Source organism: Streptomyces sp. NPDC007162, from assembly GCF_040634175.1.
Classification (GTDB): domain Bacteria; phylum Actinomycetota; class Actinomycetes; order Streptomycetales; family Streptomycetaceae; genus Streptomyces.
In genome coordinates this window covers 1-18,294 of record NZ_JBEYFC010000154.1, presented here as the reverse complement: position 1 = coordinate 18,294, position 18,294 = coordinate 1, and the positions used below count along the sequence as shown (strand labels likewise).

The 18,294-nt window shown below is 70.4% G+C and carries 18 protein-coding genes; 11 read left to right on the top strand and 7 right to left on the bottom strand.

Going from position 1 to position 18,294, the window contains the following annotated elements:
* The 6 genes from ABZ646_RS20020 to ABZ646_RS19995 form a co-directional block, all read left to right on the top strand.
* On the top strand, positions 1-832 hold an 832-nt coding region (locus ABZ646_RS20020), incomplete at its 5' end, for a replication initiator (protein ID WP_360520309.1).
* Positions 825-1,064: a helix-turn-helix domain-containing protein gene (locus ABZ646_RS20015; RefSeq protein ID WP_360520307.1), complete on the top strand. Its 240-nt coding sequence runs from the start codon at positions 825-827 to the stop codon at positions 1,062-1,064. The genes ABZ646_RS20020 and ABZ646_RS20015, both read left to right, overlap by 8 nt.
* The gene (locus tag ABZ646_RS20010) at positions 1,064-2,290 is read left to right on the top strand and encodes a tyrosine-type recombinase/integrase (protein WP_360520305.1); all 1,227 of its coding nucleotides are present in this window, start codon (positions 1,064-1,066) and stop codon (positions 2,288-2,290) included. The genes ABZ646_RS20015 and ABZ646_RS20010 overlap by 1 nt, the downstream gene beginning before the upstream one ends.
* 648 nt (positions 2,291-2,938) lie before the next feature.
* Entirely contained in the window at positions 2,939-3,619 is a 681-nt protein-coding gene (locus ABZ646_RS20005) for an SMI1/KNR4 family protein (RefSeq protein ID WP_360520303.1), read from the top strand.
* Between the two features lie 192 nt (positions 3,620-3,811).
* Positions 3,812-5,050 (top strand): IS701 family transposase, encoded by a 1,239-nt coding sequence (locus ABZ646_RS20000; RefSeq protein WP_360520301.1) that lies wholly within the window; start codon positions 3,812-3,814, stop codon positions 5,048-5,050.
* A gap of 42 nt (positions 5,051-5,092) precedes the next feature.
* Complete coding sequence (locus ABZ646_RS19995) at positions 5,093-5,281, top strand: hypothetical protein (RefSeq protein ID WP_360520299.1); 189 nt, start codon at positions 5,093-5,095, stop codon at positions 5,279-5,281.
* 86 nt (positions 5,282-5,367) lie between these two features.
* Here the strand turns inward: ABZ646_RS19995 and ABZ646_RS19990 are convergent, their stop codons facing one another.
* Entirely contained in the window at positions 5,368-6,129 is a 762-nt protein-coding gene (locus ABZ646_RS19990; protein WP_360520297.1) for a phosphoglyceromutase, read from the bottom strand.
* Positions 6,130-6,295: 166 nt separating this feature from the next.
* Here ABZ646_RS19990 and ABZ646_RS19985 point away from each other — a divergent pair, with 166 nt between their 5' ends.
* Complete coding sequence (locus ABZ646_RS19985) at positions 6,296-7,579, top strand: MFS transporter (RefSeq protein ID WP_360520295.1); 1,284 nt, start codon at positions 6,296-6,298, stop codon at positions 7,577-7,579.
* Positions 7,580-7,645: 66 nt separating this feature from the next.
* On the opposite strand, the gene ABZ646_RS19980 is transcribed toward ABZ646_RS19985, so the two are convergent.
* Positions 7,646-8,797, bottom strand: coding sequence for a right-handed parallel beta-helix repeat-containing protein (locus ABZ646_RS19980; protein WP_360520293.1), 1,152 nt, complete (start codon positions 8,795-8,797; stop codon positions 7,646-7,648).
* A 90-nt stretch (positions 8,798-8,887) separates the two neighbouring features.
* A complete protein-coding gene (locus ABZ646_RS19975; RefSeq protein WP_360520291.1) occupies positions 8,888-9,331 on the bottom strand; it encodes a DUF2000 domain-containing protein in 444 nt (147 codons plus the stop codon).
* Between the two features lie 49 nt (positions 9,332-9,380).
* On the opposite strand from ABZ646_RS19975, the gene ABZ646_RS19970 reads away from it, so the two are divergent.
* On the top strand, positions 9,381-10,217 hold the full coding sequence (locus tag ABZ646_RS19970; protein ID WP_360520288.1) for an AraC family transcriptional regulator: 837 nt from the start codon (positions 9,381-9,383) through the stop codon (positions 10,215-10,217).
* Here ABZ646_RS19970 and ABZ646_RS19965 read toward each other — a convergent pair.
* From ABZ646_RS19965 to mshA, 3 genes are all read right to left on the bottom strand, one after another.
* Positions 10,196-11,851: a glycosyl hydrolase family 28-related protein gene (locus ABZ646_RS19965; RefSeq protein ID WP_360520286.1), complete on the bottom strand. Its 1,656-nt coding sequence runs from the start codon at positions 11,849-11,851 to the stop codon at positions 10,196-10,198. The two genes, ABZ646_RS19970 and ABZ646_RS19965, sit on opposite strands and share 22 nt — an antisense overlap.
* Before the next feature lie 109 nt (positions 11,852-11,960).
* Positions 11,961-12,470: a YbjN domain-containing protein gene (locus tag ABZ646_RS19960; RefSeq protein ID WP_360520284.1), complete on the bottom strand. Its 510-nt coding sequence runs from the start codon at positions 12,468-12,470 to the stop codon at positions 11,961-11,963.
* Positions 12,463-13,713, bottom strand: a complete 1,251-nt coding sequence (mshA, locus tag ABZ646_RS19955) for a D-inositol-3-phosphate glycosyltransferase (RefSeq protein WP_360520311.1) — start codon at positions 13,711-13,713, stop codon at positions 12,463-12,465. The genes ABZ646_RS19960 and mshA overlap by 8 nt, the downstream gene beginning before the upstream one ends.
* Before the next feature lie 316 nt (positions 13,714-14,029).
* Between mshA and ABZ646_RS19950 the strand changes: the two genes are divergently transcribed.
* The 3 genes from ABZ646_RS19950 (at position 14,030) to ABZ646_RS19940 (ending at position 17,674) form a co-directional block, all read left to right on the top strand.
* The gene (locus tag ABZ646_RS19950; protein ID WP_360520282.1) at positions 14,030-14,797 is read left to right on the top strand and encodes a class I SAM-dependent methyltransferase; all 768 of its coding nucleotides are present in this window, start codon (positions 14,030-14,032) and stop codon (positions 14,795-14,797) included.
* A 196-nt stretch (positions 14,798-14,993) separates the two neighbouring features.
* Positions 14,994-16,100 carry an NlpC/P60 family protein gene (locus tag ABZ646_RS19945; protein WP_360520280.1) on the top strand — a complete coding sequence of 369 codons (1,107 nt, stop codon included), beginning with the start codon at positions 14,994-14,996 and terminating at the stop codon, positions 16,098-16,100.
* Between the two features lie 263 nt (positions 16,101-16,363).
* Entirely contained in the window at positions 16,364-17,674 is a 1,311-nt protein-coding gene (locus ABZ646_RS19940) for a fused response regulator/phosphatase (RefSeq protein WP_360520278.1), read from the top strand.
* 153 nt (positions 17,675-17,827) lie between these two features.
* Here the strand turns inward: ABZ646_RS19940 and ABZ646_RS19935 are convergent, their stop codons facing one another.
* Entirely contained in the window at positions 17,828-18,178 is a 351-nt protein-coding gene (locus ABZ646_RS19935) for a DUF2516 family protein (protein WP_360520276.1), read from the bottom strand.
* Positions 18,179-18,294: the final 116 nt, after the last annotated feature.

Below are 18,294 nucleotides of genomic sequence, written 5' to 3'. Positions count from 1 at the left end.
CTGGAACGCCCACGCGGGTGCCCTCTGGCGGCGCTTCTCGATCTACCTCCGCCGGGAGGTCGCCAAGCGCGCCGGCCTCACCCAACGGACCTTCCGCGACCACGCTCGCGTCTCCTTCGCGAAAGTGGCGGAGTACCAGAAGCGAGGCGCCGTCCACTTCCACGCAGTGATCCGCCTCGACGGTCCGGAAGGCGGAGACGCCGAGCCCCCGACCTGGGCCACGGCCGAGCTGCTGACCGAGGCGATCCGTTCTGCCGCGACCGCCGCACGTATCGACGGCCCGGAGATCGACGGTCGTGCCCACGCCTTCACCTTCGGGCGACAGCTCGACGTCCGCACGATCCGCTCCGCCGACTTCGACGGCGGCCAGGAGCTGACCGAACGGGCCGTAGCGGCGTACATCGCCAAGTACGCCACCAAGGGCGCGGAGGCGGCGACCAGCACCCTGGACCGTCCGATCCGCCTCCTCGCCGAGCTGGCGCACGCCCAGATCACCGACCATGCCCGCCGCATGATCCGTACCGCCTGGTGCCTCGGAGCACGTAAGGAACTGGAGGAACTCCGACTCCGGGCCTGGGCTCACATGCTCGGCTTCCGCGGTCACTTCTCCACCAAGTCCCGCCGCTACTCCACCACCCTCGGCGCCCTCCGTGACGCCCGTGCCGACTGGCGCCGCGCCCAGTCGGCTCCGCCTGCCCCGCAGGACGGTGAGACGACCCTCGTCCTCGCCCACTGGGTGTTCGCCGGAACCGGCCTCAGCGCTGCTGAAACCTGGCTCGCCACAACCCTCGAACCCGCCCCCGGAACGGAAGGAGAACCCACTCGTGGCTAGCCGACGCCTCACCGTCTCCGACCTGGCCACCGAACCGCGCGCCCTGCCCGCGCGGTACCTGACCCCCGAGGACCTGGTGGAGATGTTCGAGCTGCCCAGCGTCGAGACGGTGTACCAGTGGCGCCGCAAGCGCACTGGGCCCCGTGGCTTCCGTGTCGGTCGGCACCTGCGCTTCGATCCGGCCGACGTTCGGGCCTGGGTGGACTCGCAGCGTGAGGGGGCGGCTGCCTGATGGCCGGACACATCCAAGACCGCTGGTACAGAACCGAGGTCGGACAGGACGGCAAGGACCGCAAGGTCAAGACCGAGCGCTACGGCACCGGCATGCGCTACCGCGCCCGGTACGTCGGTCCGGACGGCACGGAGAAGTCAAAGAGCTTCCCCGACCGGCAAAAGCGACTCGCCGAACAGTGGCTCGCCCACATCGAGGCGGACATGGCGCGCGGGCAGTACATCGACCCGCGCGCGGCACGGATCACCTTCCAGCAGTACGCGGAAACCTGGGTGGAGACGCAGGGAGCGGACCCCAACACACAGGCCTCGATGGAGTCGCAGCTCCGCCTGCACGCCTTCCCGCATCTGGGATCGCGTCCGCTCGGTTCCTTCCAGCCCGCCCATATCCGCGACTGGGTCCGGAAGCTCCAGGAGAACGGTGTCCGGGGCTCGTACGCCCGGACGATCTACTCCAACGTTCGTGCCGCACTGAGTGCGGCGGTGGACGACGGACACCTTCCGCGCAACCCGTGTGCAGCCCGCTCGGTCCGGCCGCCCACGGTCGACACGAAGCGGGTCGCCCCCTGGACAACGGAACGGCTCTTCGCCGTCCGGGCCGGCATGCCCGAGCGCTTCCAAGCCATGGTCGACCTGGGCGGCGGCTGCGGGCTCCGCCAAGGCGAGATCCTCGGCGTCGCCGTCGACGCCATCGACTTCGGTTCGGACACACTTCACGTGGTCCAGCAGCTCAAGCTGAGTCGGAGCAAGGCAGTGTTTGCTCCGCCCAAGGGCGGCAAGCTGCGGGACGTACCACTTCCCGCGCCGGTCGCCGATGCACTGCGGGTCCACATGAAGCGGTTCCCACCGGTCGAGATCACCTTGCCGTGGAAGGTGGCCGACGGGCCTCCGGTGACCAAGCGGCTGATCTTCACCGGACCACGTGGCGGGCACGTCTGGCGTACGTCGCTCAACGAGGAGGTGTGGAAGCGGGCGCTGGCCTCTGCTGGCGTGATCCCCGAGCGGAAGCCAGGCCAGTCGTACGCCGAGTCACGCGAGAACGGCATGCACGCCCTCCGCCACTTCTATGCTTCGGTGCTCCTGGACGCCGGAGAGAACATCAAGGCCCTCGCCGAGTACCTCGGCCACTCGGACCCCGGCCTGACACTCCGCGTGTACGCGCACCTTATGCCGTCCAGCCAGGAGCGCACCCGCAAAGCTGTCGCTGCTGTCTTCGGCGATGCGTGAGCCGAACTTTCAGCACTTTCACGGCTCGATGCGTGACAACAGATTCGTTTGAGGTGGATTCTTATTACGTGATTCGCGTTACGGATTCAGTGTCACACTTTCAAATCACACATCATGATTCCGCGTTCGCGATTACGTCTTTCGAATCTGGTTTCACGTTTGGTGATCCTGAATCTTCTCGACGTGAGTTTTCGTGGCAAAGTTCCTCGCTGCATCACTAGCGCCATCTTGCCTCCCGAGGACAGCAGCAAGCCAACTAGCAGGACATCAAGGCCTAGCATGGCCCACGGATCACCTGAAGATGAAGCCTACGCGGGCGCTCGCGGGCATCAGGGCCGGATCAACACCTGATACCCCCCGCGATTAATAGGGTAGATATAGGGCCTGAGCTGAGGCTTTTTGTCAACCGTCAGATGGGGTGTATGTTCTCACTACCCAAATAGCGGAGAGGCCGCCCATGCCGGGGCGGCCTCTCCTTTCCATGGGATCGGTTATCGCCTAGTACTCCAGCTGTAGATCGTGATCTTGCTGGTGGGCGTGACTGAGTGCACTGGTTGGCCACCGAGGGCCTCAGCTGGCCGATGTGCGTGCGACCGCAGCAGTGGGCCCCGCGACCCAAGTGTCGGTGGCTGCACGTACGGTCTGCGCATGACTGATCAGTGGTGGGTGGGCGTGCGTCAGCGGGTCGAGGCGGCGGGTGCAGGGCCTTCCAGCAGCAAGGTGTTCGGGGCATTGGGGCACAGGTGGATCGTGGAGGACCCGCTTACCCAGGGCGAGCTTGCCGAACTCGAGGCTCAGACGGGCGTGCGGCTGCCAGAGGAGTACCGGGCCTTCCTGCTACACGTTGGCGCGGGTGGCGCCGGCCCCGCGTACGGCCTGTTCCCGGTTCGGCGCGTGCAAGGCCGCTGGCGTTGGGAAGGCGACGGCGCGGACCTGGCCGACCTGTCGAGGCTTGCCGAGCCGTTTCCCGACCAAGGCCCGGACCCGAAGCTGCTCGACGACCTTCTTGCCCAACGCCCCGAGGAGGAGGACTTCGACGACATCGAGGACTTCGACGACGCCATCGAGGCGTGGGACGAGCGGTGGGAGGTCGTCATGTTCGCCCCGGAGCGCACTGCCGGCGCCATCGTGATCTCCCACCTGGGCTGCGCGCAGAGAGAGTGGCTGATCATCAGCGGCAGCCACCGTGGCACGATCTGGTCCGACTGCCGGGTGGACGACGTCGACCTCGCCCCGCTACGCGACGACGACGGTACGCCGGTGACGTTCGCCCGCTGGTACACCGACTGGCTGGAGAAAGCCGAGCGCACAGCACTGTCGGCACCGTAGGTCCGTCGGCCTGTGCTGTTGAGCGTTGCGGTTGGTCAAACGGGCTAAGTAGAGCCCTCAGCCACAGTGGGGCGGTGCGGAGACGGGTGCGGCCACCGTTGATCATCGTGACTTGTGTGGAGTAACGATGAGACGGTAGCCGCAGGTCACAGCATAGATCCCGTCCGCTGGCGGGAGGCGTTCGGGGCGGCCATGGGCCGGATCGCGGGTCGGTTCGCCCGGGTCGAACCACGGCTGCGGGCCGGGCGGTTGGTGCTGGGCCTACTGTCGGACCTGCCGCGCAAGAACTGCTGGACGATCGCGGAGTGGGCCGGGGAGAGCAGCCCGCACGGCATGCAGCATCTGCTGTGCCGGGCCGTCTGGGATGCCGATGGCGTCCGTGATGACGTGCGCGAATACGTTGTCGAGCACCTATATGACGATGCCGCGGTCCTGGTTGTCGACGAGACCGGCGACGTGAAGAAGGGCACCCACACGGTTGGGGTCCAGCGCCAGTACACCGGAACGGCTGGACGGATCGAGAACTCCCAGGTCGCGGTCTACCTCGTCTACGCCGGCGAGCGCGGTCACGCGGCGGTGGACCGGGAGCTGTACATCCCGCGCTCCTGGACGTGTGACCCGGACCGCTGCCGTGCAGCCGGACTCGGCGGGGACACCGTCTTCGCAACCAAGCCGGACCTGGCCCGGACGATGATCGAGCGGTTCCTGGACGCCGGACACCACGTCGGCTGGGTTACCGGGGACGAGGTCTACGGAGGCAACCCAAGACTGCGTACGGCTCTGGAGGAACGCGGCATCGGCTATGTCCTCGCGGTGGCCTGCTCGGCCGAAGTGCCCACCCGTGCAGGCAAGTTCTGCGCCGATGCCCTGGCGCGGAAGGTGCCGAAGCGGGCCTGGCAGAAGCTCTCGGCCGGGCGCGGCGCGAAGGGGCAGCGGTTCTACGACTGGGCCGTCATCGACCTCACCGAGGCAGCCCCGGGCCGCCACCAACTGCTGATCCGCCGCAACCGCAGCACCGGTGAACTCGCCTACTACCGCTGTCACTCCACCACGCCGACATCCCTGGCGACCCTGGTCAAGGTCGCAGGTTCCAGATGGCGGGTGGAGGAGACCTTCCAAACTGAGAAGGGACTGGCCGGACTGGACGAACACCAGGTCCGCCTCTACCCCTCGTGGGCCCGCTGGGTCACCCTCTCGATGCTGGCCCACGCCTTCCTCGCCGTCGTCCGCGCCGACGAACACGCACGCCGCCCCACTCCGGACGACCTGATCCCGCTGACCTGCAACGAGATCTGCCGCCTGTTCATCGCGCTCGTCGTCCGGCCCGTCCGCGACGCGGCCCACCGGCTTGCCTGGTCCGACTGGCGCCGCCGCCACCAGGCACGATCACGCACCGGTCACTACCGGCGACAGGCCGCATCCCAGACATGAAGATCACGATCTACAGCTGGAGTACTAGAGATGGAACAACCCATGACCCACATGAACAAGGCCATCGTGCCACGCCGAGGCATCCGCATCGACCTCACCCTCCGCCCCCTACCGTCCCCCCTCATCGGTCTTGGCGGCGCGTGGCTGGGCGCCCGGGCCGGCGCTGACGTAGCCGTCGTCGCCGTGACGGCGCTCCTCGTCTCGGTTCGTATGAGGATCACGCGCATCTAAGCGCCACGGCCCAGAGACGGCCCGAGCACAGCGACAAGCCCCCTACTCGCGGAGAACCCGCAGGCAGGGGGCTTGAGCAGGCTGGGTTACTTCTTCTTGCCCTGGTTCTTGACCGCCTCGATCGCTGCTGCTGCCGCTTCCGGGTCGAGGTAGCGGCCGCCTGGGGTGGTCGGGGTGAAGTCGGGGTTGAGCTCGTAGTAGAGGGGGATGCCGGTGGGGATGTTCAGGCCCGCGATGTCGGCGTCCGAGATGCCGTCCAGGTGCTTGACCAGGGCGCGGAGGCTGTTGCCGTGGGCGGCGACCAGGACCGTGCGGCCGGCCAGGAGGTCGGGGACGATGCCGTCGTACCAGTACGGGAGCATGCGGACGACGACGTCCTTGAGGCACTCCGTGCGGGGGCGCAGCTCCGGCGGGATGGAGGCGTAGCGGGCGTCGGCGGACTGGGAGAACTCCGAGTCGTCGGCCAGCGGCGGGGGCGGGGTGTCGTACGAGCGGCGCCAGAGCATGAACTGCTCCTCGCCGAACTCGGCCAGCGTCGCCGCCTTGTCCTTGCCCTGGAGCGCGCCGTAGTGGCGCTCGTTCAGGCGCCAGCTGCGGTGGACGGGGATCCAGTGGCGGTCCGCCGCTTCGAGGGCGAGTTGCGCCGTGCGGATCGCTCGCTTCTGGAGGGACGTGTGGACCACGTCGGGCAGGAGGTCGGCGTCCTTCAGGAGCTCACCGCCGCGGACTGCCTCCTTCTCGCCCTTCTCGTTGAGGTTGACGTCCACCCAGCCGGTGAACAGGTTCTTCGCGTTCCACTCGCTCTCGCCGTGGCGGAGGAGGATCAGCTTGTACGGTGCGTCGGCCATGGGTCAGAGCGTAATCGACGTGTTCGGGGCGGGAGCCGACGGCCGGGGGGGGCGTCCCAGGGGGCGGACAGTTGACTGCATTTGTTAATTGAGTGGCTCAGGAGAGCGAGGGGTTAGTAAGTTCCGGGCAAGCCTCGCACCACTTACATCCTGCCCTGGGGGAGCCATGCCGTCCGCAGTCCTGCGCCGCGCCGTCCGGGAGACCGTCTCCGGTCTGCCCCGGGAGTTCTGGTGGCTGTGGACCAGCACCCTCGTCAACCGGCTGGGCGCCTTCGTCGCCACGTACATGGCCCTCTACCTGACGTTGGACCGCGGATACAGCGCCTCGTACGCCGGTCTCGTCGCCTCGCTGCACGGGCTGGGCGGCGTCGTGTCCTCGCTGGGCAGCGGGGTGATGGCCGACCGGCTGGGACGGCGGCCCACCCTGCTCGTCGCGCAGAGCGCCACCGCCGGCGCCGTCGCGCTGCTCGGTTTCGTGCAGGACCCGGTCGCCATCGCCGCCGTCGCCTTCCTCGTCGGCATGGCCTCCAACGCCTCCCGGCCCGCCGTGCAGGCGATGATGGCCGACATCGTGAGGCCCGAGGACCGGGTGCGGGCGTTCTCGCTCAACTACTGGGCGATCAACCTCGGGTTCGCCTTCTCCTCCATCGGCGCCGGGTTCGTCGCCGAGGTCAGCTATCGCGCCGGGTTCCTCGTCGAGGCCGGGATGACCGCCCTGTGCGCAGTGCTCGTCTTCCTCAAGCTGCCCGAGTCCCGGCCGCAGCGCACCGTCAAGGAGGCCGAGAAGGTCGGCCTCGGGAGCGTGGTGCGCGACGGCCGGTACATGGCCGTCGTCGGGCTGTCCTTCCTCGTCGCGCTGGTCTTCCAGCAGGGGTCAGTCGGGTTGCCGGTGGCCATGGGCCGGGCCGGGTTCACGCCCGCCGACTACGGCATGGCCATCGCCGTGAACGGCGTGCTGATCGTGGTGCTGCAGATTCCGGTCACGCGCGTCATCGAGCACCGCGATCCGCGGTCCCTGCTCGTCGTGTCGTCCCTGCTCGCGGGGTACGGCTTCGGGCTCACCGCCTTCGCCGGGTCGGTCGGGGTGTTCGCGCTCACCGTGTGCGTGTGGACGCTCGCGGAGATCGTCAACGCGCCGACCCAGACCGGGCTCGTGGTACGGCTCTCGCCGGTCCACGGGCGGGGGCGCTATCAGGGGATGTACACGCTGTCCTGGTCCGCCGCCGCGCTCATCGCGCCACTGATGTCCGGTGTCGTGATCGACCGGTTCGGGGCGCGGTGGCTGTGGGGGCTGTGCGCGGTGGTCGGTACGGGGGCCGCGCTCGGGTACGGGCTGCTGATGCGCCGCCTGCCGGAGGAGGACGCGTCGGTCACGCAGACCGCGGACTTCACGCAGACCACGGACGCGGTGGAGGGCGGGGCGGCCAACACGGCCGAGGCGCGAGCCTGACGGAGGCAAGCACGAGCCTGACGAGGCAAGCACGTGCCTGACGGAGGCCGCCCCGCTCGCGTGGTGTCAGTCCGTGCAGCCCGTGACGACGACGGGGCTGCCCGCGCAGTTCGTCGGGGTGTTACGGGTGATCGTCGAGTCGCGGACCGTGAACTGGTTGGTGGTGTAGACGCCTCCGGGAGCCACCCTGGAGGCGTTGTCGCGGACGTAGGTGTGATCGAGGGTGACGTGTCCGGCGCTGTTGTAGATGCCCCCGGCCCGGGAGGTGCCGTTGCCGTTCGCGCTGTTGCTGAGGACCTTGCTGCCGTCGAGGACGAGCACGGCGTTGTTCGTGGCGTTGTAGATGCCGCCGCCGACCCCCGCCGTGCCCCCGACCACGTTGCCGACGACCTCGGTCTTCGTCAGCCTCAGTCGCGACAGGTTCCAGAACCCGCCGCCCGCGTCGCCGGCCGCCGTGTTGTTCGCGACCTTGCTCGCGCTGACCTCCAGTGACGCGCTGCCGCTGATGGCGACCCCACCGCCCCGCCAGGCCGACGTGTTGCGTCTGATGAGGCTCGCGTCGACGAAGGTGTTGCCGGCGGCCAGATACAGCGCACCGCCGACGCTCCGGGCGTGGTCGCGGCTGAACTCGGTGCCCTGCACGCTCAGCGTGCCCGCGCTGTACACCCCGCCCCCGTCGGCCGCGTTGTCGAACGCCACCCAGCCGTTGCGGACGACCGCCGTGGCGTCCGGGGACACCGCAACCCCGCCCCCGTTGCCGGTGGCGGTGTTGTCGATCACGTCGACGCCGGACAGCGTGAGCCTGCCGCGGCTGTCGACGAGCACTCCCCCGCCGTCCCCGTCGGTGCTGCCGCCGCGGACCGTGAGGTCCTCCAGCCGGAGGTTGCCGCCCGCGGCGACGTGGAAGATCCGGAAGGTGGCGGTCGGGTTCCCGGAACGGACGATCGTCGCGCCGTTGCCCCGGATCGTGAGCTTCTCGTCGACGACCGGCAGACCGTCACCGGTGCTGAAGGGAGCGGTCAGCCGATAGGTGCAGTCGGCGGAGAGCGACAGGATCTCACCCGGCGACGCGGTGGCGACGGCGGTCGTCAGCGCCGTCGAGTTGCAGGCGACCGGTGTGGCGGAGGAGTCGTCGCCGGCGGCTGCCGGTCCGCCCGCCGCACAGGTGACGATCGCCGCCGCGGCCATGGCCGAGCTGGGGAATCGGAGGTATCGCATGTTTCTGAGATGCGACATTCGCGAAGATGCCGGTCAGATACGATGATCAGCTCACTCGATCACGCCATGCGATTCCTCCGGTCGGCGGAGTCACGGGTGCATCCGCGCGCCCTTCAGCACCTTGTCCACCCCGTTCCGCGGCCCGTACACGGCGAGCCCGACCAGGTCCAGCTCTGCGGTGGGTACGGCACGGACCGCCGCGCGGTTGTCGCGGTCGTTGCCGGTCGTGAACAGGTCCGCGGTGAAGACGGCACGGCACAGCGCCCGGCTCAGGGCCCGCTCGTGCGCCGCCTTCAGCGTCTCCTTGGTCCCCTCGAAGACCAGCACCGGCTGCCGGAACATCGGCAGGTACGCCACCCCGTCGGCGTCCTCGTAGGGCTCCCCGACCACCTCGGGGACGCTCGGGCCCACTCCGCTGACCAGGAACGCGGTGACGTTGAGGCGCTGCCAGGGCTCCAGGTCCTCGCGCAGCAGTACGGCGATCTTCGTGTCGAAGCGGACGGGTTCGGTGCTCGTGGAACTCATGGAACTCATGCCTGGAGACTGCCGATCGTCGTACGACCTCGTCTTGTACGTTGTTTGCATGGCCAACCGGCAGCCCGCCACCACCCGGCAGCCCGTCACCCAGGAAGTCACCGCCTGGCGTCCCCGGGTCCCGGGTGTCGCCGAGGTCTTCCACGCGCACTTCACCGGGTACGCCTATCCGATGCACGTCCATGACGCCTGGACGCTGCTCATCGTGGACGACGGCGCCGTACGGTACGACCTCGACCGGCACGAGCACGGCACCCCGGGCGACACGGTCTCGCTGCTGCCCCCGCACGTGCCGCACAACGGCTCCCCGGCCACCGCGGAAGGCTTCCGCAAGCGGGTGGTCTACCTGGACGGGGCGCTGCTCGGCGACGACCTCATCGGAGCCGCCGTCGACGGCCCCGACCTGCGCGACCCCCTGCTGCGGCAACGCGTCGGCCGGCTGCACACCGCGCTCGCCCGCCCCGGCGACGAGCTGGAGGCCGAGAGCCGGCTCACCCTCATCGGCGAACGGCTGCGCGACCTGCTCCGCCCCCGGCCGGACACCCGCCCGGCGACCCGGCGGCGTCCCGACCCGGCGCTCGCCTGCACCCTGCGCGAACTCCTCGACGAACGGGTCACCGAGGGGCTCGCCCTGGAGGAGGCCGCGCGGCTGCTGTACGCCCATCCGGCCCATCTGGTACGGGCGTTCAGCGGCGCGTACGGCATCGCCCCGCACCAGTACCTGATGTCCCGCCGGGTCGGCCGGGCCCGCCGGCTGCTGCTCGACGGGGTCCCGCCCGGCGAGACGGCCACCGCCACCGGCTTCTACGACCAGGCCCACCTGACCCGGCACTTCAAGAGGCTGGTTGGAGTGACCCCGGGGCGCTACCGCGACAGCGCGCGCTGAGCCTCGTACAGGTTCCGTGGCCGCACCGCGTCCCAGGTGCCGTACAGCTCGAGGCGGGAGTGCAGGTCGCCGGTGAAGTCCGGTACGTCGATCTGGTCGAAGTCGGTGACCGTGTTGAGGCCGACGGTGGCGGAGTACGGGGCGAGGCCGTCGAGGCGCATCAGGCCCGCCCTGCCGTTGGTCACGCGTACGTTCCAGTGGGTGAACCGCGCTCCGAACAACGGGCCCGCGTTGGCGTCGCCGCCGTGCCGGCCGTTGTTGTCCACCGTGATGTCGGTGCGCACGTTCGCGAAGGGCAGGCCGCGGTGGGAGTCGAAGGTGCCCATCTGCATCTCGCCGCGCGACCAGACGTTGTGGGAGGACAGCCCCTCGACGTTGATGCCGTGCAGCTGGGTGTCGGACGGCGCCGGGACCGTGCGCTCCTCGATCGTGAAGTCCTCGACGAGGTTGTCGTGGGAGCCCTCGCGGCAGAAGTAGGGGTGGTGTTCGCCCCGGCCGCCGACCCGGGTGCGGCGCAGGGTGCAGGCGGAGGCGGCGACCAGGCCGAAGCCGTTGTCGACGTTGCGGACCGTGACGTCGTCCACCCAGCAGTCGTACGCGCACTGCAGGACGACCCCGTTGTAGCCCTTGTCGAGGAGGTGCGGGGACTGCGGGGTCTCCATCACGTCCAGGGTGAGGCCCTCGACCCCGGACCCGGTCAACTCCGGCACATGGGTGGTGAACTGGGGGTTCCACTCGGGGCGCAGGTCCACCGGGAGCGGGCGTTCCAGAATCACCCGGCGGCCCCGGACGGCGGTGACGCGGACGGGCCATTCGTAGGGGACGTAGGACAGCAGCTTGGTCTTGTCCTCCCAGTAGTAGGCCGCGGGGCCCGGACCGCCGCCCGACATGTGCTGGAGGAGGGTGTGGGCGGTGTCGTCGAAGACCCGGAGCAGGACCAGGCGGCCGGGGCGGAGCCGGGAGGCGTCGGCGACGGTGACCGCCCAGTCACCCCGGCGGGCGGGCCCGACGGGCGTCAACTGCTCCCACTCGTCGCGCTTGTTGCCGGTCCAGCCCTCGAACGGCCAGGCCTGTGCCCTGATCGCCGCGGCCAGGGAGTCCCAACGGGCTTTCGGCGCCAGCCAGATCAGCCCGCCCGCCCAGGACCACGCCGACTTGGTGCCGCCGTAGCGGGAGCCGTAGGGGCCGATCAGTTCGGTCAGGTTCTTCGTCGCGTACAGGGTGGTACGGCCGCTGCCCGCGCCGCGCAGCACCACGTTGTCGTACCCGAGTTGGATCAGGCCGTCGATGCGGAAGGTGCCCGGCGGGATGGTGACCGTGCCACCGCCGGCCCTGGCGGCTGCGGCGATGGCACGGTTGATCGCGGGGGCGCAGTCGGTGACGCCGTCGGCCACGGCGCCGTGGGCGCGGACGTCGGTCACCACGGGGAGCCGGCGGATGCGTGCGGCGCCGGCCCGTCCGACGTACGGGATCTGCGGGTGGGTGAAGGGGGTGCGGGTGAACTCGCGCCAGAGTCCCGGGACGTGAGCATCGGAGGCGTGGGCCGTGCCGGCACCCGCCACCGCGGTCGTGGCCACCGCCGTGGCGCCGGCGAGCAGGGTCCGTCTGGTCATGCCGTGGTGCGCGGTACTCATTCTGCACGTCCTTCCATGCGAGTCAGTCATGGATGTGAACGACGTTCAGGTCTGCGTCGAGCGTGAGCATGCCACGACGGTCGAGCACAGCGAAAGAGTCGTGCAGAGGTCAGTCGGCGGGGCGTTCGATCAGATGCGTGAACGCGTCCAGGTTCCGGGTCGACTCACCCCGGGACACCCGCCACGCGTACTCCTTGCGGATCGAGGTGGCGAAGCCCAGCTCCAGAAGGGTGTTGAAGGCGCCGTCCGCAGCCTCCAGGACCTGGCCGAGCAGGCGGTCGATCTCGTCGGCGGTGACGGAGGCGAGCGGGAGCCTGCCGGCGAGGTAGACGTCACCGAGCCGGTCGACGGCGTAACTCACGCCGTACAGCCGCAGGTTGCGCTCCAGGAGCCAGCGGTGCACGGCCGGTTCGTTCTCGTCGGGGTGGCGGATGACGAAGGCGTTCAGGGAGAGCGAGTGACGGCCGACCAGGAGCGAGACGGTGGTCTTCAGCTTCCGGGTGCCGGGGAGCTGCACGACGTAGCTGCCGGACTCGGGGCTCTCCCAGTCCAGTTCGGCGTCCTTCAGGACACCCTCGATGACCTGCGCCGCCCGCTGTTCCTGTGAAGCATCACCCATGGGCCGAGCGTACGCGACGGCGGTGGGACTGGGTCGCGGCCAGGTAGACGTCGGCGGTGGCGGCGGCCGCCGTGTCCCAGCCGAAGCGCTCGGCGTGCCGGGCGGCGGCGCTGCCGAAACGGTCCGCCAGGGACGGGTCGTCGGCGAAACGGCTCAGCACGCGCGCGTACGCGGCGGGATCGTGGCCGCGCACCAGGAAGCCGGTCTCGCCGTCCCGTACGGCCACCGGCAGGCCGCCGACCGAGGCGGCGAGGACCGGCGTGCCCGCCGCCTGCGCCTCTATCGCCACCAGGCCGAAGGACTCGCTGTAGGAGGGCATGACGAGGACCGAGGCGGCCCGGAACCAGTCCGCGAGCTGCTCCTGCCCGACCGGCGGCCGGAACCGCACCACGTCCGCTATGCCGAGCCGCGCGGCCAGCTTCTGCAGGCCCTCCGGCTTGGCGAGGCCGCTGCCGCTGGGGCCGCCGACGACCGGCACGACGATCCGGGAGCGGAGTTCGGGGCGCTCGTCGAGGAGGACGGCCACCGCGCGCAGCAGTATGTCGGGGGCCTTCAGCGGCTGGATGCGGCCCGCGAAGAGCGGGACCAGGGCGTCCTGCGGGAGGTCCAGGCGGGCGCGGGCGGCGGCGCGGCCGTCGGCGGGACAGAACCGGCCGAGGTTCACGCCGGGGTGGACGACGGCGACCTTCGCGGGGTCGGCGCTGTAGTGGTGGACGAGTTCCTCGGCCTCTTCGGAGGTGTTCGCGATCAGCCGGTCGGCGGCGGACACGATCTGGGTCTCGCCGATGACGCGGGCGGCGGGCTCGGGGGTGTCGCCGTCGGCCAGGCTGGCGTTCTTGACCTTGGCCATGGTGTGCATGGCGTGCACGAGGGGGACGCCCCAGCGCTGGGCGGCGAGCCAGCCGACGTGGCCGGAGAGCCAGTAGTGCGAGTGGACGAGGTCGTAGTAGCCGGGGCGGTGGCCGGCCCAGGCCTGCATCACGCCGTGCGTGAAGGCGCACAGCTGGGCCGGGAGGTCCTCCTTGGCGAGCCCCTCGTAGGGGCCGGCGTCGACGTGCCGTACGAGGACGCCCGGAGCGAGTTCCACGGTGTGCGGGAGGCCGCCTGCGGTGGCCCGGGTGAAGATCTCCACCTCGATGTCGATCGCGGCGAGGCGCTGCGCGAGCTCCACGATGTAGACGTTCATGCCGCCGGCGTCACCGGTGCCGGGCTGGTGGAGCGGTGAGGTGTGCACGGAGAGCATGGCGACGCGGCGGGGGCGGCGGGAGCGCAGGAGCCTGCTGACGTACTGGCTCACGTGGCGGTCCTCCTTGTGCGGGCATGCCTTCGGGAGGACGTGGGGGTCCCCTCGGTCTGCAACAGCGGGGAGACGGGTTCCCATTCCGGGGGTGGTCGATTTTACCGACAGATTGCCTGGTATCGCTCAACCGTTCGAGGGTGGGGTGCGTGGGACACAGCCCCGCGCCCTTGAAGGGGCACTCACACTTACCCTCGTACGCATGACCACCCGCGCCTCCCTCCCCCGCTCTCGGCTTCGCTCGAGCGGGGGGACCCCCATCGTGGGGACGGTGACGCGCGGGACCACCAACCCCAATCGGTTGCGCCGTATGGACCGGTGGATCGCCGCGGCCCACGGTGCCGAACTGCGCCGCGCCCGCGACCCTCTGGCCGTCGACCTCGGGTATGGGGCCGCGCCCTGGACCGCCGTCGAGCTCCTCGGGCGGCTGCGGACCGTCGCGCCGCGCGCGCGGGTCGTCGGGGTCGAGATCGAACCCGCGCGGGTGGCCGCCGCGCAGCCGTACGAGCGCGAGGGGCTCGTCTTCCGGCACGGCGGATTCGAGATCCCCGTCCCCGCCCGGCCGTTGCTCATCCGGGCGGCCAACGTGCTGCGTCAGTACGACGAGGGCGAGGTCGCCGGCGTCTGGGAACGGCTGTGTGCGCGGCTCGCACCCGGCGGACTGCTGGTCGAGGGGACCTGCGACGAGATCGGGCGGCGGCACGTGTGGGTGGCGCTCGGGCCCGAGGGGCCGCGCACGGTGACCTTCGCGACCCGACTGGGGTCGCTCGAGCGGCCGTCGGACCTCGCCGAACGGCTGCCGAAGGCGCTGATCCACCGCAACGTGCCGGGCGAGCCGGTGCACGCGTTCCTGCGGGATTTCGACCGGGCCTGGGCGGCCGCCGCGCCCTACGCGTCGTACGGCGCCCGGCAGCGGTGGATCCGGGCGGTACGGGACCTGACGGCCGGCTGGCCGGTGACGGACTCGGCGGTGCGCTGGCGGCAGGGGGAAGTGACGGTGGCCTGGGAGGCGTTGGCGCCGGCGGTCTGACGGGCGGACCGACGGGGCGGCCGGGAACGATCTCGGTGAGTCGTACGTCACACAGGCGGGGAGATCGTCATGTCCGGGGAGAAATCGGGGAGGAACCCGCCTGCCGTTGCCTCTGTCGCTTTGCGGCACCGCGTGGCACGATCCTCCCCGTGCCGTAAGTTACTGACGATTAATCAGTTTTGGGGGAGGTCGGGACATGGGACCGGACAAGCACTCCGTCCGGCCGGGTGGGCGCGGGGTCCTGGCGACGGCGGTGACCGTGGTCTGCGCGGTGACCGTACTGACGGCGCCCGGCACGGCGTTCGCGGCACCGGAGCCCACGCCGTCCGTGAGCGCGTCCCCGAGCCCCCCGGTGACGCTCCCGCCCGACAAGGACCTCGAAGCGGTACAGCGGAAGCTGGACGACCTCTACCACGACGCGGCCGTCGCCACCGACGCCTACAACGCCGCCGAGGAAGCCGCCCAGAAGCAGTCGGCCCAGATCGTCGACCTGGCCAAGAAGATCGTCAAGGGGCAGCAGAGACTCGACCAGTTGAAGCAGCGGGCGGGCCGGGCGGCCGCCGCCCAGTACCGCACCGGCGGACTCCCGGACACCGCCAAGCTGATGCTCAGCGACGACCCCTCGGAATTCCTGGACGGAGCCGGACGGGTGCTCCAGGGCGAGCGCGCCACCAAGGGCCTGATCAGCGAACTGACCCGGACCCAGCAGGACTTGAAGCAGTACGCGGCGGACGCGGCCGACCAGTGGAACAAGCTGGAGGCCGGACGCAAGGCGAAGGCCGCCGCGAAGAAGAAGATCACGGAGCGGATCACCGCCGCCGAGCAGCTCCAGTCGAAGCTGCAGAAGAAGCAGAAGGAACAGCTGGCCGAGCTGGAACGGCAGGCCGCCTACAAGGCGCAGACCGCCTGGCTGGACACCGGGATACTCGGCGAGATCCACGGCAAGGCGTCCGCGGCCGGCGAGAAGGCGATCGCCTTCGCCACCGCCCAGATCGGCAAGCCGTACGTGTGGGGCGCCGAGGGCCCGGACTCGTACGACTGCTCCGGACTGACCTCGCAGGCCTGGGCGAGCGCCGGGAAGCCGATCCCGCGGACCTCGCAGGAGCAGTGGAAACAGCTCAAGCACGTCGACGTCAAGGACATGCGCCCCGGCGACCTGATCATCTACTTCGACGACGCCAGCCACGTCGCCCTGTACATCGGGGACGGCGCGATCATCCAGGCCCCGCGGCCCGGACGGACGGTGTCGATCGGGGGCGCCGGGACGATGCCGATCCTCGGAGTGGTGCGCCCGGATGCGTAATGCCCCTTTCGTGAGCTGTGTCATGTGACCCGGCCCACCGCAACGCCCGCTCAAACCCGGGTGGCACGTGACCTTCGTCATCCCCGTTCCACCGCCCGCTCACCCAACTGCGGTACAGCACACGGCATATGACAGTGGCCTGAGACCGAGCGACGCGGCTCACACCATTCCGTTGCGGCGGCCAGTACCGCTATGGTCCCCGTCGGTGGGGTCGAGTCCCTCGTCCCACCACGCCCTCGGGGGGAGGGAAGGAACCCGACACGATGCCCGTACCCGTACCGCGGCAGAGAGCGATCCCGGCCGTGGAGAGTGGTCAGGCGCCGGCCGCCGCGCCCGCACAGGGCGGCGGCCCCCTCAAGGAAGAGGCCAACCGCACGGAAGCCGTCACGCCGAACGCGGGCGGCACCACTCTCACCCTGCTGCTGATCGAGGACGATCCGGCCGGCTCGCCGATCCTGCCCGAGCTGCGCGACGCGTCCGGCACCTCGATCCGTATCCGCACCGCCCGCAACCTCACCGAGGCCGAGCGGCTGCTGACCGACGACGTCCACTGCATCCTGCTGGACCTGGCGCTGCCGGCGCCGGGCGGCAAGGACACGGAGGGCGAGCTGGCCGTGCTCAAGCACGTGCTGGAGCTCGCGCCCCGCCATGCCGTCCTCGCGCTCACCGCCTCCGGTGACGCCGAGCGCGGCACCGAGGCCGTGCGCGTCGGCGCGCAGGACTACCTCTTCCGGGACGAGCTGGACGGACGGCTGCTGAGCCGCGCCATCCGGTACGCCGTCGAACGCAAACGCTCCCTCACCACCGAGCGAAAGCTCGCCGAGGGGCGGATGCGGGCGCAGGAGAACCGGCGCCTGGAACGCGGCCTGCTGCCCACGCCCCTGCTGGACGGCTCCTCGCTGCGGTTCGCCGCGCGCTACCGCCCCGGCCGCTCCCGGGCCCTGCTCGGCGGCGACTTCTACGACACCGTGCGCACCCCCGACGGGACCGTGCACGCGATGATCGGCGACGTCTGCGGGCACGGTCCGGACGAGGCCGCGCTCGGGGTGGAGCTGCGGATCGCCTGGCGGGCGCTGACCCTGGCGGGGCTGTGCGGGGACGAGCTGCTCGGCACGCTCCAGGAGGTGCTGGAGCACGAGCGCTCCGACGAGGAGATCTTCGCGACGCTCTGCACGGTCGACATAGCGCCGGACGGGCGCCGGGCGGGGCTGTGCCTGGCCGGGCATCCGGCGCCGCTCCTCGCCCGGCCGGGCCGCCCGGCCGAGCTGCTGCCGTACGACAACAACGGCCCGGCGCTCGGGCTGCTGAAGGGTGCCCGGTGGCCGCGGACGCAGGTGGAGCTGGGGGCCGAGTGGAGCCTGATGCTCTACACCGACGGGCTGATCGAGGGCCGGGTGGGGGTCGGCGGGGAACGGCTCGGTCAGGAGGGGATGGTCGAGATGGTGCGGCGGCAGCTGGGCTCCGGGCTGACCGGGGAGGCGTTGCTGCGGGCGGCGGTGAACGAGGTGCGGCAGCTCAACGGGGGTGAGCTGACGGACGATGTGGCCGTTGTGCTGCTGGACCGAGGGGTCTGAGCGGCGGCTCGCCACGGCGGGGACTGTGGTGTGCCGGGTGCGGGTGCTTCGTCGCCGGTCGCGCCACGCGGCGGAGCCGCACACCGACTACAGCCTCGCGCCCCTTCGGGACGCGCCCCGGCGGGCGCGCCCCAGCCGGCGCGCCCTGAAGGGTCAGCGGCCGCCGTTGTACGGGCCGTACGGGCCGTCGCTGCTGCTGCCGCCGCGGCGGCCTCGCCAGCCGCCGCCTCCGCCCGAGACCTGCTTGACCGCCGGCCGGACGTCGACGATGTAGACGATGCTCGCCACCACGCCCGCGATCGGGAGTATGGAGAGGATCGAGAAGAGGTAGCTGACGACCAGGGCGATGGCCAGGATGATCAGCCAGAAGATCTTGTTCTGCTTGTCGGCCGCGCGGAAGGCGTCCTCACGCCGGAACGCGGCGTCGAACAGCCCGAACGCCGCCAGCGCCATCAGGACGATCTTCAAAATCCCCAGGAGACCTGCGAACCCCAGCATCAGCATGCTGTCACCACCGTTCCTTCCCGATCCCCGATCCCTACGCGGCCACCGTACCCGTAGAACGGGCCGGGCACCCGGGCGGTGACCTCCAGAACGCTCGCGCTGGAGCCGCCGGGAGC

What these genes read in the sequence shown, in the direction of transcription:
- ABZ646_RS19945 (WP_360520280.1), top strand. Translation starts at nt 14,994, where the DNA reads ATGGGACCGGACAAGCACTCCGTCCGGCCGGGTGGGCGCGGGGTCCTG.
- ABZ646_RS19960 (WP_360520284.1), bottom strand. Translation starts at nt 12,470, where the DNA reads ATGGGTGATGCTTCACAGGAACAGCGGGCGGCGCAGGTCATCGAGGGT.
- ABZ646_RS19935 (WP_360520276.1), bottom strand. Translation starts at nt 18,178, where the DNA reads ATGCTGATGCTGGGGTTCGCAGGTCTCCTGGGGATTTTGAAGATCGTC.
- ABZ646_RS19995 (WP_360520299.1), top strand. Translation starts at nt 5,093, where the DNA reads ATGACCCACATGAACAAGGCCATCGTGCCACGCCGAGGCATCCGCATC.
- ABZ646_RS19970 (WP_360520288.1), top strand. Translation starts at nt 9,381, where the DNA reads ATGGCCAACCGGCAGCCCGCCACCACCCGGCAGCCCGTCACCCAGGAA.
- ABZ646_RS20000 (WP_360520301.1), top strand. Translation starts at nt 3,812, where the DNA reads ATGGGCCGGATCGCGGGTCGGTTCGCCCGGGTCGAACCACGGCTGCGG.
- ABZ646_RS20010 (WP_360520305.1), top strand. Translation starts at nt 1,064, where the DNA reads ATGGCCGGACACATCCAAGACCGCTGGTACAGAACCGAGGTCGGACAG.
- ABZ646_RS20005 (WP_360520303.1), top strand. Translation starts at nt 2,939, where the DNA reads ATGACTGATCAGTGGTGGGTGGGCGTGCGTCAGCGGGTCGAGGCGGCG.
- ABZ646_RS19990 (WP_360520297.1), bottom strand. Translation starts at nt 6,129, where the DNA reads ATGGCCGACGCACCGTACAAGCTGATCCTCCTCCGCCACGGCGAGAGC.
- mshA (WP_360520311.1), bottom strand. Translation starts at nt 13,713, where the DNA reads ATGCTCTCCGTGCACACCTCACCGCTCCACCAGCCCGGCACCGGTGAC.
- ABZ646_RS19975 (WP_360520291.1), bottom strand. Translation starts at nt 9,331, where the DNA reads ATGAGTTCCATGAGTTCCACGAGCACCGAACCCGTCCGCTTCGACACG.
- ABZ646_RS19980 (WP_360520293.1), bottom strand. Translation starts at nt 8,797, where the DNA reads ATGCGATACCTCCGATTCCCCAGCTCGGCCATGGCCGCGGCGGCGATC.
- ABZ646_RS19940 (WP_360520278.1), top strand. Translation starts at nt 16,364, where the DNA reads ATGCCCGTACCCGTACCGCGGCAGAGAGCGATCCCGGCCGTGGAGAGT.
- ABZ646_RS19965 (WP_360520286.1), bottom strand. Translation starts at nt 11,851, where the DNA reads ATGAGTACCGCGCACCACGGCATGACCAGACGGACCCTGCTCGCCGGC.
- ABZ646_RS19985 (WP_360520295.1), top strand. Translation starts at nt 6,296, where the DNA reads ATGCCGTCCGCAGTCCTGCGCCGCGCCGTCCGGGAGACCGTCTCCGGT.